Here is a 14695-nt window from a genome sequence, read left to right on the forward strand (position 1 = left end):
ATAATATTTGTCAAATCGCGATGAATTGGCTAACATGAAAGAGGAAGGATTAGAGGTGAATAGTATGGAAGCAAAAACGATGAAAGATATGCAGAAAGAAGTAGATGCATATATTGGTCAGTTTAAAGAAGGTTATTTCAGTCCGCTTGCAATGATGGCTCGTTTAACGGAAGAAATGGGAGAGCTTGCGAGAGAGGTAAATCATTATTATGGTGAGAAACCGAAGAAAACAACTGAAAAAGAAAGAAGTATTGAAGAAGAGCTTGGAGATGTATTATTTGTTATGATTTGTATGGCAAATAGTTTAAATATTGATTTAGAGACAGCACATAACATTGTAATGAATAAATTTAATACACGTGATAAAGATCGCTGGACACGTATTGATGAGGGAGAGAAAGAATAATGAAAGAAATTAAAGTAATTATCGCCGGACCAAGAGGACGTATGGGACATGAAGCAGTCCTTCTTATGGAAAGAACGGAACATTTTAATTTAGTAGCAGCAGTGGATTATAAGCATGGTGGTGAGAAGATTTCTGATTTACCTGGCATGCCAGCATTACATGCACCGATTTACGCTGATTTACATACTTGTTTAGATGAAGTAGAAGCAGATGTGTTGTTAGATTTAACAACACCAGAAGTTGGGAAACAACACGTTACACTTGCAGTTGAGCGTGGACTTCGTTCTGTTATTGGTACAACTGGATTTACAGAAGAAGAATTGGCACGTTTAACAGAGAATGCAAAAGAAAAAGCAGTAGGAACAATTATTGCTCCAAACTTTGCAATTGGTGCAGTTCTTATGATGAAATTCTCACAAATGGCAGCGAAATATTTCCAAGATGTTGAGGTAATTGAATTACATCATGATCAAAAATTAGACGCACCATCTGGTACAGCTGTAAAAACGGTAGAATTAATTCGTCAAAATCGTGAATCAAAGCAGCAAGGTCATCCAAATGAAGTAGAGCAACTAGCAGGTGCACGTGGTGCAAATGTAGACGGTATTCACATTCATAGTGTACGTTTGCCAGGGCTTATTGCACACCAAGAAGTAATGTTTGGTGGAGATGGACAAATGTTAACAGTTCGTCATGATTCATTCAATCGTGCATCATTTATGTCAGGTGTAAAACTATCAATTGAGACAGTAATGAACCTTGATCATCTTGTGTACGGTTTAGAAAATATTATCGACTAAAGGGGAGACAACGGATGAAAATTGCCTTAATCGCACATGACAAAAAGAAAAATGATATGGTTTCGTTTGCATACGCATATAAACCAATTTTTGAGCAACATGAATTATTTGCAACAGGAACGACAGGGCTTCGTATTATGGAAGCGACTGGATTAGTTGTAACAAGATATCAATCTGGCCCTCTTGGTGGAGATCAAGAAATTGGTGCAATGATTGCAAAAAACGATTTAGATATGGTGATTTTCTTCCGCGATCCATTAACAGCACAGCCGCATGAACCGGATGTGAATGCATTGCTTCGTTTATGTGATGTATATGCGATTCCACTTGCAACGAATATGGCAAGTGCTGAAATGTTGATGCACGCATTAGAGCGAGGAGATTTAGATTATCGTAAGTTAAGAAAATGAGGGGAACAATTATGAGTGGATTACATATATTAGCGTTTGGTGCTCATGCCGATGATGTTGAAATCGGCATGGCTGGTACCATCGCTAAATATACAAAGCAAGGGTATGAAGTAGGTATTTGTGATTTAACAGAAGCTGATCTTTCTTCCAATGGAACGATAGAGTTGAGAAAAGAAGAAGCAGAGGTCGCAGCTCGTATAATGGGAGTAAAAACGAGGCTGAATTTAGCGATGCCAGACCGTGGTTTGTATATGAAAGAAGAGTATATACGTGAAATTGTCAAGGTGATCCGTACATATAAACCAAAACTAGTTTTTGCGCCATACTATGAAGATCGTCATCCAGATCATGCAAATTGTGCAAAGCTTGTGGAAGAGGCTATTTTTTCAGCAGGAATCCGTAAATATATGCCGGAACTTTCACCACATCGTGTGGAGTCTTTTTATAATTATATGATTAATGGTTTTCATAAACCGAATTTTTGTATAGATATAAGTGAGTACCTCTCTATAAAGGTGGAAGCATTAGAAGCATATGAAAGTCAATTTTCAACAGGAAGTGATGGGGTTAAGACACCGTTAACAGAAGGATACGTTGAAACTGTGATTGCTCGTGAGAAGATGTTTGGAAAAGAAGTTGGAGTCTTGTATGCCGAGGGATTTATGAGTAAGAAACCGGTTTTATTACATGCTGATTTATTAGGGGGATGTAAATGAAATTAAAAATAGGTATTACATGTTATCCTTCTGTAGGTGGTTCTGGAGTTGTTGGAACAGAATTAGGAAAGCAATTGGCGGAACGCGGGCATGAAATTCACTTTATTACATCGGGTTTACCATTCCGGTTAAATAAAGTATATCCAAACATATATTTTCATGAAGTGACGGTAAGCCAGTACTCTGTATTTCAATATCCACCATACGATTTAGCGTTAGCAAGTAAAATGGCAGAGGTTGCACAAAGAGAAAACTTAGACATTTTACATGTGCATTACGCAATACCACATGCAATTTGTGCATATTTAGCAAAACAAATGATCGGAGAGCGTATTAAAATTGTTACAACCTTGCATGGAACAGATATTACTGTGTTAGGTTCCGACCCTTCGTTAAATAATTTAATTCGTTTTGGTATTGAGCAATCGGATGTTGTTACTGCTGTCTCGCATTCATTAATTAACGAAACGCATGAGCTTGTAAAACCAAGTAAAGAAATTCAAACGGTATATAACTTTATAGACGAACGTGTATATTTCAAACGTAATATGTCTCAATTAAAGAAAGAATACGGTATAAGTGAGAGTGAAAAAGTACTTATTCATATTTCGAATTTCCGTAAAGTGAAACGTGTGCAGGATGTTGTTGAGGCATTTGCTAAAATTGTTAAAGAAGTAGATGCGAAGTTGCTTCTTGTTGGAGACGGACCAGAATTCTGTACGATTTTACAGATAGTGAAGAATTTACATATTGAAGATCGTGTTTTATTCCTAGGGAAGCAAGATAATGTTGCAGAACTACTTGCGATGAGTGATTTAATGTTGCTTCTATCAGAGAAGGAAAGTTTTGGTCTTGTTTTATTAGAAGCAATGGCGTGTGGTGTACCTTGTATCGGAACACGGGTTGGAGGTATTCCAGAGGTTATTCAACACGGGGAAACAGGATATTTATGTGAAGTTGGCGATACAACAGGAGTGGCAAATCAAGCTACTCAGCTATTAAAGGACGAGGAACTTCACCGTAATATGGGAGAACGAGCAAGAGAAAGTGTTTATGAGCAATTTCGCTCAGAAAAAATTGTTTCACAATATGAAACGATTTACTATGACGTACTAAGGGATGACAAAAATGGAAAGATTTAAAAAAGCTAGTTCTATTATTGAGACATTAAAACAACAAGGACATGAGGCTTACTTTGTTGGTGGGAGCGTACGAGATCTTATTATCGATAGGCCGATTGGAGATATTGATATTGCGACATCTGCTTTACCAGAAGAAGTGATGGCTATATTCCCAAGAAATGTTCCTGTTGGTCTTGAGCATGGAACTGTAATTGTTTTAGAAAATGGTGAGCCTTATGAGGTAACTACTTTTCGAACAGAAAGCGAATATGAAGATTTTCGAAGACCTAGTAGTGTTCAATTTGTTCGTTCATTAGAAGAGGATTTAAAACGTCGTGATTTCACGATGAATGCAATTGCTATGACAGAAGAAGGCGAAATGGTTGATTTATTTGCTGGACAGGAAGCCATTCAACAGAGAGAAATTGTGACAGTTGGAAATGCTGCGGATCGTTTTCAAGAAGATGCCCTGCGAATGATGCGTGGTATTCGGTTTGTAAGCGCGTTAGGTTTTTCATTAGAAACGAAAACGAAGCAAGCGATTGAAACGTATGGACATTTGCTAGAACATATAGCAATTGAGCGCATTACAGTAGAGTTTGAGAAATTGTTAACTGGTACATATTGTGTGAAAGGTCTCAAAGAATTAGTAGAGACGAAGCTATTTTCTCATTTGCCATATTTACAAATGTCAGAAGAGAGACTGTTAAAAGCTACGCAGTATAAATGGGATTCTTTCGAAACGGATATTGAGGCGTGGGCATTTTTCTTATATTGTATCGGAGAAGAACATCCATCTGTCTTTTTACGTCAATGGAAGTTTTCGAATAAAAAAATAAAAGATATTGTTGCAGTTTTATTGGCAATCCGTACTAGAAAGGAGAAGGATTGGGATACAGTCCTTCTTTATAAAACGGGAATTTATATCGCTGAAATGGCAGAGAGAGTATATGAAGCGATGATTGAAAGCTATGATCCTACATCTGTTAAACGAGTACAATCAATGTTTCATGCATTGCCAATCCAGGGTCGTCAAGAAATGAATGTGACTGGTAATGATTTATTAAACTGGGCAAACAAAAAGCCTGGTCCGTGGGTTGCTGACATGCTTCAGAAAATCGAGGAAGCAATTGTAAAAGGAAACGTAGTTAATGAGAAAGAGCGTATAAGGGAGTGGCTGCAAGGATGCAATCTACTATAAGAAAGCAGTTATTACAAGTTTTTTCTGAAGCGGATGGCGAGTTTGTATCCGGCCAAACGATTAGTGATAAACTTGGTTGTTCAAGAACTGCTGTGTGGAAACATATGGAAGATCTCCGGAGTGAGGGATATGAACTTGAAGCTGTGCGCCGATTAGGTTACCGAATTGCAAGTAAGCCAGACAAAGTGACTGCTAATGAAATTCAGTTAGGGCTACAAACGAAGCGAATTGGTAGAACAGTGTATTTTGAAGAAACTGTTGAATCAACGCAGCACATTGCAGCAAAACTTGCTTATGAAGGTGCAGAAGAAGGAACTATCGTTGTAGCAGAAGAACAAACAGCGGGAAGAGGTCGTTTAAGCAGAAAATGGCATTCACCAAAAGGAACAGGAATTTGGATGAGTATTATTTTACGCCCATCGATTCCAGTTCATCATGCACCGCAACTTACTTTGTTAGCGGCTGTTAGTGTTGCACAGGCAATTGAAAAATGTACAGGTGTAGACGTGGGAATAAAATGGCCAAATGACATTTTAATTCAAGGTAAAAAGGCTGTAGGTATATTAACAGAAATGCAAGCGGATCCTGATAAAATTAATGCTGTCATTATGGGCATCGGTATTAATGCGAATCAAAAGCAAGAACATTTTGATGAAGAAATTCAGCACATTGCTACTTCATTAGCGATTGAATCAGGTAAGCCGATTGTTCGTGCAGAACTTATGCAACAAATCTATTTACAACTAGAAAAATTATATGAAGAGTATTTAAAAAATGGTTTCTCTGTCATTAAAATTCTTTGGGAAAGTTACGCTGTGAGCATCGGGAAAGAAATTACCGCTCGAACGATGAGAGAGACGATTACGGGGTTAGCAAAAGGAATCACAGAGGATGGTGTATTACTTCTGGAGGATCATGAGGGGAAAGTACATCATATTCATTCTGCAGATATCGAAATTAAGTAAAAGAAGTTCCTCTTTTGGAACTTCTTTTTATTTCAATATTTTTGAGTTAAATTTGTAACATGATAATAAATCCTTTTCATATTTAAAGTTCATTTCAAGATATCTTCCGTCTAGTTGGCCTGGCATGTTATTTGACGATTACTTTGCCTTCCATTCCTTTAAGGAGATGGTATCGACATATTAATTCATATGTACCAGCATTTTTAGGTTTCACGGTAATATTCTTTTCTTTTCCTGACTCAACTACGACGTCAATGCCGAGTTTTTTCACTGTAAAGGTGTGCTCGTTTTTACCTTTATTTTTCAATAGTAATGTTGTTGATCCTTCAAGCGGAATCGTGATGACATTTGGATTAAAGTAATCATCATTTAGTTCAACCTCAATCACGTTCATTACATCGGTGGGTTGTGTTACGACATTAACTGAGGCAAATACATGAAAGGATCCTAAAGACATCCACCATACAATCATTACAAGCAAACTGCTGAATCGAAATAACCACCTGTTCATAGACATCTGCAATTCTCCTTTGTTAAGTACTTTTCCTCAATTAACCTGCATCATTAGTTTAAGAGTTATACTATACAGTTAAATTGATTACAGAAGAAATTAACTTGGAATTTTTTAACATGCGTTGAAAAAACATGTATCTTTTCAGGATTGAATTATCTATAAAAACTTTATCCCGCTATTTACCGGGCAGTAAGACCTCCACCTCAAAATTCAGCGGAAGCAAAGAAGTTAGGTGGGGATCGGGCTGATTAAAGTTTCACTTTCTAGCATATATACTCTCTTATTAAATTTCATATACCGTAATCAGAATAAAAAATTATTTTTTCAAAAAAATGTAGTAATTCCCTTTTGTAGTTTGCTATAATTAGTTCGAATGTGGGTAGTATCAGAGCGAACTGCACCATGATTCGAAGTAATACGAAAAATAATAACTTGGATTCTGCCTTGATCCAATAACGGACTGGGACAGAGGGATGAATAATGCCGACTAACACACAACCCTTCTGCCCTTTTATGGCCAGAGGGTTTTTTATATGATTGCGGCCATCTCCTCTCTCCTGCATAAAGGAGGAGTAGTTTTTGAAAACAAAAACAGATTTTTTGAAGATGAAAGAGCAAGGTGAGCCGATTACAATGCTAACGGCGTATGATTATCCATCTGCTAAATTAGCAGAAGAAGCTGAAGTTGATATGATTTTAGTTGGAGATTCTCTTGGAATGGTTGTACTCGGATACGATTCAACAGTACCTGTAACAGTAGAGGATATGATTCATCATACGAAAGCTGTACGCCGTGGAGCGAAAGAGACGTTTATTGTAACTGATATGCCATTTATGTCGTATCACGTATCATTACAAGAAACGATGGTGAATGCACGCCGCATCGTTCAAGAGAGCGGGGCGCATGCACTGAAGGTAGAAGGTGCTGGAGAAGTTATATCAACGATTCAATATTTGACGAACGCAGGAATTCCTGTTGTAGCGCATTTAGGTTTAACCCCTCAATCTGTAGGAGTGTTGGGTGGATATAAAGTGCAAGGAAAAGATGCGGAGAGTGCAAAGAAATTAATAGAAGATGCAAAGAAATGTGAAGAAGCTGGTGCAATAGCGCTTGTGTTAGAATGTGTACCAATGCAGTTAGCAGAACTTATTTCAGAGCAACTAACAATACCGACAATTGGGATTGGTGCAGGACAAAAAGTAGATGGGCAAGTGCTTGTTTATCATGATCTTATCTCATACGGCGTGAATCGTGTGCCGAAATTTGTGAAGCAATATATATCTGTTCAAGAGGAGATTGTGCGTGGGATTTCACAATATGTTACTGAAGTAAAGACAAGGCAATTTCCTGAAGAAAAACATTCGTTCACAATGAAAGAGGAAGAATGCTTAGCGTTATACGGAGGAACACAATAATGAAAATCGTAACTACAGTGCAAGAGATGCAGCAAATTACAAACGAACTTCGTGCAAGTGGAAAGAGTATTGGTTTTGTTCCAACGATGGGTTATTTACATGAAGGGCATGCTACCTTATTACGTAAGGCAAGAGAAGAAAATGAAATTGTAGTTTTAAGTGTATTTGTAAACCCGCTGCAATTTGGCCCAAATGAAGATTTAGATCGATATCCTCGTGATATTAATAGAGATGAAAATGTAGCAAAAGAAAACGGTGTAGATTATTTGTTTTATCCGAGTGTAGAAGAAATGTATCCAGCAGAACAAACAACAACAGTAGAAGTTGTGAAGCGCACGGACGTATTATGCGGTCAACAAAGACCTGGTCATTTTGCTGGTGTTGCAACTGTACTAATGAAACTATTTAATATTACGCTGCCAACGCGTGCTTATTTCGGTATGAAAGATGCTCAACAAGTTGCAGTAATTGAAGGATTTGTAACTGATTTCAATATTCCGGTTACAATCGTACCAGTTGATATTGTAAGGGAAGAAGATGGATTAGCGAAAAGTTCTCGTAACGTGTACCTATCACAAGATGAACGTGAAGAGGCTCTTCATTTATACCGCAGCCTATGTATAGCGAAAGAAAGAATTAAGGTAGGTGAACGTAATCCGGAAATCATTACAAATCTTGTGAAAGAGTATATTGAGACGCATACGAAAGGCACTGTAGATTATGCGGATTTATATGCATATCCGTCATTAACAATGGTAGAGAAAGTCGAAGGACGAATCATTTTAGCTATTGCAGTTAAGTTTGAAAATGTAAGATTAATTGACAATATAACATTAACGGTTAAATAAGGGGGAGCACCTATGTTTCGCACAATGATGAGAGCAAAGTTACATCGTGCAACTGTAACGGAGGCAAATTTAAATTATGTAGGTAGTATTACAATTGATGAAGATTTAATGGATGCAGTAAATATTGTAGAAAACGAAAAAGTCCAAATTGTAAATAATAATAATGGTGCTCGTTTAGAGACATACGTTATTAAAGGGGAACGCGGTAGTGGTGTTGTTTGTTTAAACGGTGCTGCGGCAAGGCTTGTACAACCAGGGGACAAAGTAATTATTATTTGTTATGGGCTAGTTACGGAAGAAGAGGTTCATAAACAAGAACCCAAAATTGCAGTACTAGACGATAATAATCAAATTATTGAAATGTTAGGTGCTGAAAAAGCGGGTACGATATTATAAGTAGAAAGGCTATCTCCATTGCGGAGATAGCTTTTTTGTGCATCTTTTCATTAAGATGAGATAAAACGTGGTATAGTAACATTATATAAATTATTGTTGTTTGAAAGGTAAGAAATTGAGGTGTTACATATATGAGTAAGCGTTATGTCGTTGTTGATTTAGAGACGACAGGGAACTCCTGGAAAGATGGGAAGGATAAAATTACCCAAATTGCAGCTGTTGTAGTAGAAGATGGAGAGATATTGGAGATTTTTTCGTCTTTTGTTAACCCAAAGAGAGAGATCCCACCATTTATTACAGAATTAACAGGGATTGATGAAAGTCTTGTAAAACAAGCCCCGTTATTTCAAGATGTAGCCCCGATGATTGTTGAGCTATTACAAGGTGCGGCTTTCGTTGCGCATAATGTTCACTTTGATTGGAATTTTTTAAATGAAGAATTAAGACAGGCTGGATATACAGAAATACATTGTCCTAAAATCGACACGGTTGAATTGGCTCAAATTCTTTTGCCGACAGCTGATAGTTATAAATTACGTGATTTAGCTAAGAAGCATGAACTAGAACATGATCAACCACATCGTGCGGATAGTGATGCTCTTGCAACAGCGGAATTATTTTTACAATTTTTAAATGAAATTGAAAAGTTACCACTTGTCACGTTGCAATCACTTTATGAATTAAGCGATGTGTTCCAAAGTGATATAGCTGATGTGCTTTCTGAAAATATTTTAAAGAAAGTAATGAATGGTAAAGAAGATATAGCGGAGTATGAAATACATCGAAATATTGCGCTGAAAAAGCGGAACTATTCCTTAAACCTTGGAGAAACGTGTTCATCAAAGTTTGATGCTTTCTTGAATAAAACGATGGATAAATTGGAATCACATATGCCAAAGTTTGAAAGAAGAGAAAGTCAACAACTGATGATGAAAGAGATATATACGGCGTTAAGAGACTCTCGTTTTTCACTAATTGAAGCCGGTACAGGAACAGGAAAGACTCTTGCATATTTGCTTCCTAGTCTTTATTTTGCAAAGAGAAAAGAAGAACCTGTCATTATAAGTACACAAACGGTACAACTCCAACAACAAATATTAGAAAAAGAAATACCGTTATTACAAAAAATAATGCCATTTTCATTTGAGGTAGCTCTTCTTAAAGGAAGAAAGCATTATCTTTGCTTACACAAATTTGAGTATGCTTTACAAGAGGAAGAAAAAAATTATGATATGGCACTTACGAAGGCGAAGATTTTAGTTTGGCTATTGCAAACTGAAACGGGTGATCAAGACGAATTAAATATTCCTGAGGGCGGAAAGTTACTTTGGAATCGTATTTGTAGTGATGCGTATAGTCCAGGCGGTATGCAAAGTAATTGGTTTAGTCGTTGTTTTTACCAGCGAGCGAAGAATAAAGCTTTATTTGCAGATATCGTTATCACAAATCATGCGTTATTATTTCAAGATTTTTCAAGTGAAGAACCGCTGTTTGCTTCATGCGAACATATTATTTTTGATGAAGCTCACCATATTGAAGAAGCTGCGAGTAGAACATTGGGTGAACAGTTCTCTTGTATGTATTTTCAATTGGTTATATCTCGTCTTGGGACGCTAGAAACAGAAGATGTACTCTCCAAAGTATATAAAATGATGAAAAAATCAGAGCAAGCATCTCGTTCAACTTTCCGTATGATAAGTTATAGTTTGAAGGAACTTAAGTTTGATGCGGATGAACTCTTCCAAATGTTACGTACTTTTATATTTAAACAAACAAAGCAAGAACAAGGAACGAATAATATGCCGCTCATCTATAGGTATAACGCAGAACTAGAAAAAGGTAAGTTGTGGGATAGTATCGTTGAATTAACAAATCGTTTTATATATGAATTAAGAAGGGTAGTAACTGCTCTTGAGAAGCAAGTGGATATATTACAAAGTAAGTTAGAATGGGAGATGCATGTTGTAACAGGTGAATTTATGCATTTAATTGAGTTGCTGAGAAAGATGGCAGAATCATTACAGTTACTCGTATTAGAAAAGAATTCGTATGTAACTTGGATGGAGACTGAAACGAAAGGGACGATTCATTCAACAGTTCTATATGCACAGCCTGTTCATATTGGTGAAAGATTTGCTGATGAATTTTTAACAGAAAAAAAGAGTGTTATTTTTACATCCGCAACACTAACAGTTAACGATACGTTTGATTATATAAAAGAGGAACTTGGTTTACATGATTTCGCTCCAAATACTTTAAAGGTTCCATCGCCATTTCGTTATGATGAACAAATGAAATTAATGGTTTCAACGGATGTACCTTTTATTAAGCAAGTAAGTAATGAGCGATATATTGAATCTGTATCGGAACATATTGCAAAGATAGCGAAAGCCACAAAGGGCAGAATGCTTGTTTTATTCACTTCGTATGAAATGTTAAAAGAAGCGTATGCGAATTTAAAAAATAATGATGAATTAGAGGGTTATTTATTACTCACACAAAGTGTGAATAATAGAAGTCGAAGCCGTTTAATTCGAAAGTTTCAAGAGTTCGACAAATCAATTTTATTAGGGACGAGCAGTTTCTGGGAAGGGATAGATATTCCAGGAGATGCCTTAAGTTGTCTTGTTATTGTCCGTCTACCATTTACGCCGCCTCATCAGCCGATGATGGAAGCGAAAGGTGAGTGGCTAAAAAATCAAGGTGAGGATGTATTCGCTAAATTAGCGCTGCCACAAGCAATATTACGTTTCAAACAAGGATTCGGCCGCTTAATTCGAACGAATACAGATACAGGAACGGTAGTAGTGTTAGATCGTCGTTTGACGAGTTCTTCCTATGGAAAACGATTTCTACAATCGATCCCTAACGTACCTCTTTATGAAGGACCATTAGAAGAATTATTAGTACAATTAGAAGAACCATCAAATGAATAAAAATGGAAGAAAAATACGCCTGAAATACTTATAAACTTCAGGCGTAAAAAATGTGGGTAGGAGGAATTTTATTTTTCTTACTTCTTGTATACAAAATGTGTTGGTTTTCGACTTGAAACCTTTTTTTGCTGTACATGTCCTGCTATAATAGATGGGTGATGAAGCAGGGGTTGTAAAGAATGTACTCTTATTGTAACCGCATTGCGTTCTTCTATAATTAGAAATTTTTGTGTAACGGAGGAGTTTTTTCATGGAGAAGAAAATCGAAGTACTATCAACGACGCGTATTAAATATTCGTCTGATTTGTATAAAATTGTTGATAGTTTGAATCGTACGTTAAAAGAGCAGGACCTCATGTTCGGACTAGCATTAGACGAAAAAGATAAAGAAACAGCTGTATTTACGATTTACAGAACGTAGTGATACAATGAAAAAGTGGATCTTTGCAATCATTATTGTTATCGTTGCTAGCGGAATATATGGGGCGTATGTTTATAATAAAGCAATGGGGAAGAAAATTCCAAAAGAGTCGAAATTTGTAGAAATTGCTAAAGAAAAAGCAAAGCTTACAAAGGTGAAATCTGTTGATTATTACAACGGAAAATCTGCATATATAGTCGTGCAAGGTACAGATGAAAAGGGAGAACAACTTATCGTTTGGGTGCCGGAGAAAAAAGGGGATACTGTAGTAAGGAAAAAGAGCGAAGGTATTTCTGAAAAAGAGGCTATACAAAGAACATTAGAACAAGTCGGCAATGAAAGTAAGGAATCAAAAAGTAAGCCGAAAGAGATTATGAAAGTGAAATTAGGCTTTGAAAATGATGTACCACTATGGGAAGTTACATATATTGATGATGACAATCGTTATAGTTATTACTATCTTGAATTTAAAGATGGAAAATTTTTAAGACGATATAGCATTGAAAAATAGATGTAGGGGGAACTACAAATGAAATTAGCAAAGCGAGTAGCTGCTTTAACACCGTCTTCAACTTTAGAAATTACAGCAAAGGCACAAGCATTAAAAGCAGAGGGTCATGATGTAATTGGATTAGGGGCAGGGGAACCTGACTTTAATACACCAGAGCATATTATGGATGCTGCACATAAAGCGATGTTAGAAGGGCATACGAAGTATACACCAACAGGTGGATTACAATCGTTAAAACAAGAAATTGTGAAGAAATTTACTCGCGATCAAGGTATTGCGTATGATCCATCTGAAATTATTGTATGTAATGGCGCAAAGCATGCATTATATACATTATTCCAAGTATTACTTGATGAGGGAGATGAAGTTATCATTCCAACTCCTTACTGGGTAAGCTATCCAGAGCAAGTAAAGCTTGCTGGCGGTAAGCCGGTTTATGTAGAAGGTTTAGAAGACAATGAGTACAAAATTACAGCAAAGCAGCTGCGTGAGGCAATTACAGAGAAAACGAAAGCAGTTATTATTAATTCACCGAGCAATCCAACAGGAATGATTTATAGCAAAGAAGAATTACAACAGCTTGGAGAAGTATGTTTAGAACATGATATTTTAATCGTTTCTGATGAAATTTATGAAAAATTAATTTATGGTGGCGTAGAATATACATCAATTGCCCAGCTTTCTAATGCATTAAAAGAACAAACACTTATTATTAATGGTGTATCTAAATCTCATTCTATGACAGGATGGCGTATTGGATATGCAGCAGGAAATAAGCAGCTTATTAAAGCGATGACGAACTTAGCGAGTCATAGTACGTCAAACCCTACTTCAATCGCTCAATACGGCGCAATTGCGGCATATGCAGGCTCACAAGAACCTGTGGAAACAATGCGTCAAGCCTTTGAAGAGAGATTAAACATCATTTATGATAAATTAATTCAAATCCCTGGCTTTACTTGTATTAAACCGCAAGGTGCATTTTACTTATTCCCTAACGTAAAAGAAGCTGTAGCTTTATCAGGATATGCAACAGTTGATGATTGGGCAAAGGCTCTATTAGAAGAGGAAAAAGTGGCTCTTGTACCAGGTACAGGATTTGGTGCTCCAAATAATGTTCGTTTATCATATGCGACATCTCTTGAACAAGTAGAGAAAGCATTAGAACGTATCCATACATTTATGAAAAGTAAAGTGCAAGCTTAATTTTATATTTCATTCATGTAATATAAAAAACCTCCCTATTGATGGGGAGGTTTTTTTGACGAATTGTGGCAAAAAGAAATAGCTAAAGGTGTGTTATACTAGAGAGCGAGGTGTTTGGTGATGAAAAAGAAAATGATGCTACAGTGGTTTGAGCAGGGAAGCATTGCAATTCCAAAATTGCTTATGATGCATTATAAAAAATTAGGTTTAAATGAGACGGAATTTATGGTTGTACTTCATGTACACACATTTTTAGAATCAGGTAATTCGTTTCCGACTCCTTCAGAGATTTCTGAACGGATGACGATAACGGAAATGAAATGTATGGAAGTAATTCAAGCGTTGATTCAAAAAGGTTTTTTATCACTAGAAGGTGGACAAAGATCAGAAGCAATGATGTGCGAAAGTTATTCTTTACAACCGTTATGGGAAAAAATATTACATTTCTTAATGGATGAATCAATAGAGGAAGAGCAAAAAGAAAAAAAACAGCTGCAAGTAAATTTATATACAGTATTTGAAAAAGAATTTGGAAGACCACTTTCGCCGTTCGAATGTGAAACGTTAGGAATGTGGGAGGACCAAGATCAACATCATCCAAATTTAATTCAAGCAGCTCTTAGAGAAGCTGTAATGAGTGGGAAACTAAATTTCCGATATATTGATCGTATTTTATTTGAGTGGAAAAAGAATGGAATTAAAACGGTAGATCAGGCTCAAAATCAAGGTCAAAAATTTAGAGCGAATCAACAAAGAGCACAACAAATGACAAAACAAGAGACGAAATTTACTGGAAAAGTGCCTTTTTATAATTGGTTGGAGCAGTAA

16 protein-coding genes are annotated in these 14695 nt (G+C 36.5%); 15 read left to right on the top strand and 1 reads right to left on the bottom strand.

Annotated elements, in window-relative coordinates:
- Positions 1 to 64: 64 nt before the first annotated feature.
- The 7 genes from OXT04_RS01100 to OXT04_RS01130 are packed head-to-tail and all read left to right on the top strand — an operon-like array spanning position 65 to position 5619.
- Positions 65 to 406, top strand: coding sequence for a nucleotide pyrophosphohydrolase (locus tag OXT04_RS01100; protein ID WP_002108639.1), 342 nt, complete (start codon positions 65 to 67; stop codon positions 404 to 406).
- A complete protein-coding gene (dapB, locus tag OXT04_RS01105) occupies positions 406 to 1206 on the top strand; it encodes a dihydrodipicolinate reductase (RefSeq protein WP_000658810.1) in 801 nt (266 codons plus the stop codon). Before OXT04_RS01100 ends, dapB begins: the two co-directional genes overlap by 1 nt.
- A 14-nt stretch (positions 1207 to 1220) precedes the next feature.
- Positions 1221 to 1616, top strand: a complete 396-nt coding sequence (gene mgsA / locus OXT04_RS01110) for a methylglyoxal synthase (protein WP_000684765.1) — start codon at positions 1221 to 1223, stop codon at positions 1614 to 1616.
- A gap of 11 nt (positions 1617 to 1627) precedes the next feature.
- Entirely contained in the window at positions 1628 to 2332 is a 705-nt protein-coding gene (bshB1, locus tag OXT04_RS01115) for a bacillithiol biosynthesis deacetylase BshB1 (protein WP_000015660.1), read from the top strand.
- Positions 2329 to 3474, top strand: coding sequence for an N-acetyl-alpha-D-glucosaminyl L-malate synthase BshA (gene bshA / locus OXT04_RS01120; protein ID WP_000768317.1), 1146 nt, complete (start codon positions 2329 to 2331; stop codon positions 3472 to 3474). The genes bshB1 and bshA overlap by 4 nt, the downstream gene beginning before the upstream one ends.
- Positions 3461 to 4654: a CCA tRNA nucleotidyltransferase gene (locus tag OXT04_RS01125; protein ID WP_000439311.1), complete on the top strand. Its 1194-nt coding sequence runs from the start codon at positions 3461 to 3463 to the stop codon at positions 4652 to 4654. The genes bshA and OXT04_RS01125 overlap by 14 nt, the downstream gene beginning before the upstream one ends.
- The gene (locus tag OXT04_RS01130; protein WP_001192055.1) at positions 4639 to 5619 is read left to right on the top strand and encodes a biotin--[acetyl-CoA-carboxylase] ligase; all 981 of its coding nucleotides are present in this window, start codon (positions 4639 to 4641) and stop codon (positions 5617 to 5619) included. Before OXT04_RS01125 ends, OXT04_RS01130 begins: the two co-directional genes overlap by 16 nt.
- 127 nt (positions 5620 to 5746) lie before the next feature.
- Here the strand turns inward: OXT04_RS01130 and OXT04_RS01135 are convergent, their stop codons facing one another.
- Complete coding sequence (locus OXT04_RS01135; RefSeq protein WP_098256729.1) at positions 5747 to 6136, bottom strand: cupredoxin domain-containing protein; 390 nt, start codon at positions 6134 to 6136, stop codon at positions 5747 to 5749.
- Between the two features lie 576 nt (positions 6137 to 6712).
- Here OXT04_RS01135 and panB point away from each other — a divergent pair.
- The 8 genes from panB (at position 6713) to dnaD (ending at position 14695) form a co-directional block, all read left to right on the top strand.
- On the top strand, positions 6713 to 7549 hold the full coding sequence (panB, locus tag OXT04_RS01140) for a 3-methyl-2-oxobutanoate hydroxymethyltransferase (RefSeq protein WP_098256730.1): 837 nt from the start codon (positions 6713 to 6715) through the stop codon (positions 7547 to 7549).
- The gene (gene panC / locus OXT04_RS01145) at positions 7549 to 8397 is read left to right on the top strand and encodes a pantoate--beta-alanine ligase (RefSeq protein WP_097919838.1); all 849 of its coding nucleotides are present in this window, start codon (positions 7549 to 7551) and stop codon (positions 8395 to 8397) included. The genes panB and panC overlap by 1 nt, the downstream gene beginning before the upstream one ends.
- Before the next feature lie 12 nt (positions 8398 to 8409).
- Positions 8410 to 8793, top strand: coding sequence for an aspartate 1-decarboxylase (gene panD / locus OXT04_RS01150; protein ID WP_000490186.1), 384 nt, complete (start codon positions 8410 to 8412; stop codon positions 8791 to 8793).
- Between the two features lie 131 nt (positions 8794 to 8924).
- Entirely contained in the window at positions 8925 to 11729 is a 2805-nt protein-coding gene (gene dinG / locus OXT04_RS01155) for an ATP-dependent DNA helicase DinG (protein WP_000044967.1), read from the top strand.
- A gap of 250 nt (positions 11730 to 11979) precedes the next feature.
- Positions 11980 to 12150 (top strand): YpmA family protein, encoded by a 171-nt coding sequence (locus OXT04_RS01160; protein WP_000412179.1) that lies wholly within the window; start codon positions 11980 to 11982, stop codon positions 12148 to 12150.
- 7 nt (positions 12151 to 12157) lie between these two features.
- A complete protein-coding gene (locus OXT04_RS01165) occupies positions 12158 to 12661 on the top strand; it encodes a cell wall elongation regulator TseB-like domain-containing protein (protein ID WP_000758740.1) in 504 nt (167 codons plus the stop codon).
- Positions 12662 to 12679: 18 nt separating this feature from the next.
- Positions 12680 to 13867: an aspartate transaminase AspB gene (aspB, locus tag OXT04_RS01170; protein ID WP_000761571.1), complete on the top strand. Its 1188-nt coding sequence runs from the start codon at positions 12680 to 12682 to the stop codon at positions 13865 to 13867.
- A gap of 120 nt (positions 13868 to 13987) precedes the next feature.
- Positions 13988 to 14695, top strand: coding sequence for a DNA replication protein DnaD (gene dnaD, locus OXT04_RS01175; RefSeq protein WP_000728542.1), 708 nt, complete (start codon positions 13988 to 13990; stop codon positions 14693 to 14695).

The sequence above is a fragment of the Bacillus sp. GC_Bacil_1 genome (genome assembly GCF_026540675.1).
GTDB classification, from domain to species: Bacteria; Bacillota; Bacilli; order Bacillales; family Bacillaceae_G; genus Bacillus_A; species Bacillus_A cereus.

Bases quoted from the DNA above. Each gene is read 5' to 3' on its own strand.
- dinG (WP_000044967.1), top strand. From the start codon at position 8,925: ATGAGTAAGCGTTATGTCGTTGTTGATTTAGAGACGACAGGGAACTCC.
- panD (WP_000490186.1), top strand. From the start codon at position 8,410: ATGTTTCGCACAATGATGAGAGCAAAGTTACATCGTGCAACTGTAACG.
- aspB (WP_000761571.1), top strand. From the start codon at position 12,680: ATGAAATTAGCAAAGCGAGTAGCTGCTTTAACACCGTCTTCAACTTTA.
- bshA (WP_000768317.1), top strand. From the start codon at position 2,329: ATGAAATTAAAAATAGGTATTACATGTTATCCTTCTGTAGGTGGTTCT.
- OXT04_RS01135 (WP_098256729.1), bottom strand. From the start codon at position 6,136: ATGTCTATGAACAGGTGGTTATTTCGATTCAGCAGTTTGCTTGTAATG.
- OXT04_RS01160 (WP_000412179.1), top strand. From the start codon at position 11,980: ATGGAGAAGAAAATCGAAGTACTATCAACGACGCGTATTAAATATTCG.
- OXT04_RS01130 (WP_001192055.1), top strand. From the start codon at position 4,639: ATGCAATCTACTATAAGAAAGCAGTTATTACAAGTTTTTTCTGAAGCG.
- OXT04_RS01125 (WP_000439311.1), top strand. From the start codon at position 3,461: ATGGAAAGATTTAAAAAAGCTAGTTCTATTATTGAGACATTAAAACAA.
- OXT04_RS01100 (WP_002108639.1), top strand. From the start codon at position 65: ATGGAAGCAAAAACGATGAAAGATATGCAGAAAGAAGTAGATGCATAT.
- OXT04_RS01165 (WP_000758740.1), top strand. From the start codon at position 12,158: ATGAAAAAGTGGATCTTTGCAATCATTATTGTTATCGTTGCTAGCGGA.
- panC (WP_097919838.1), top strand. From the start codon at position 7,549: ATGAAAATCGTAACTACAGTGCAAGAGATGCAGCAAATTACAAACGAA.
- bshB1 (WP_000015660.1), top strand. From the start codon at position 1,628: ATGAGTGGATTACATATATTAGCGTTTGGTGCTCATGCCGATGATGTT.
- dnaD (WP_000728542.1), top strand. From the start codon at position 13,988: ATGAAAAAGAAAATGATGCTACAGTGGTTTGAGCAGGGAAGCATTGCA.
- mgsA (WP_000684765.1), top strand. From the start codon at position 1,221: ATGAAAATTGCCTTAATCGCACATGACAAAAAGAAAAATGATATGGTT.
- dapB (WP_000658810.1), top strand. From the start codon at position 406: ATGAAAGAAATTAAAGTAATTATCGCCGGACCAAGAGGACGTATGGGA.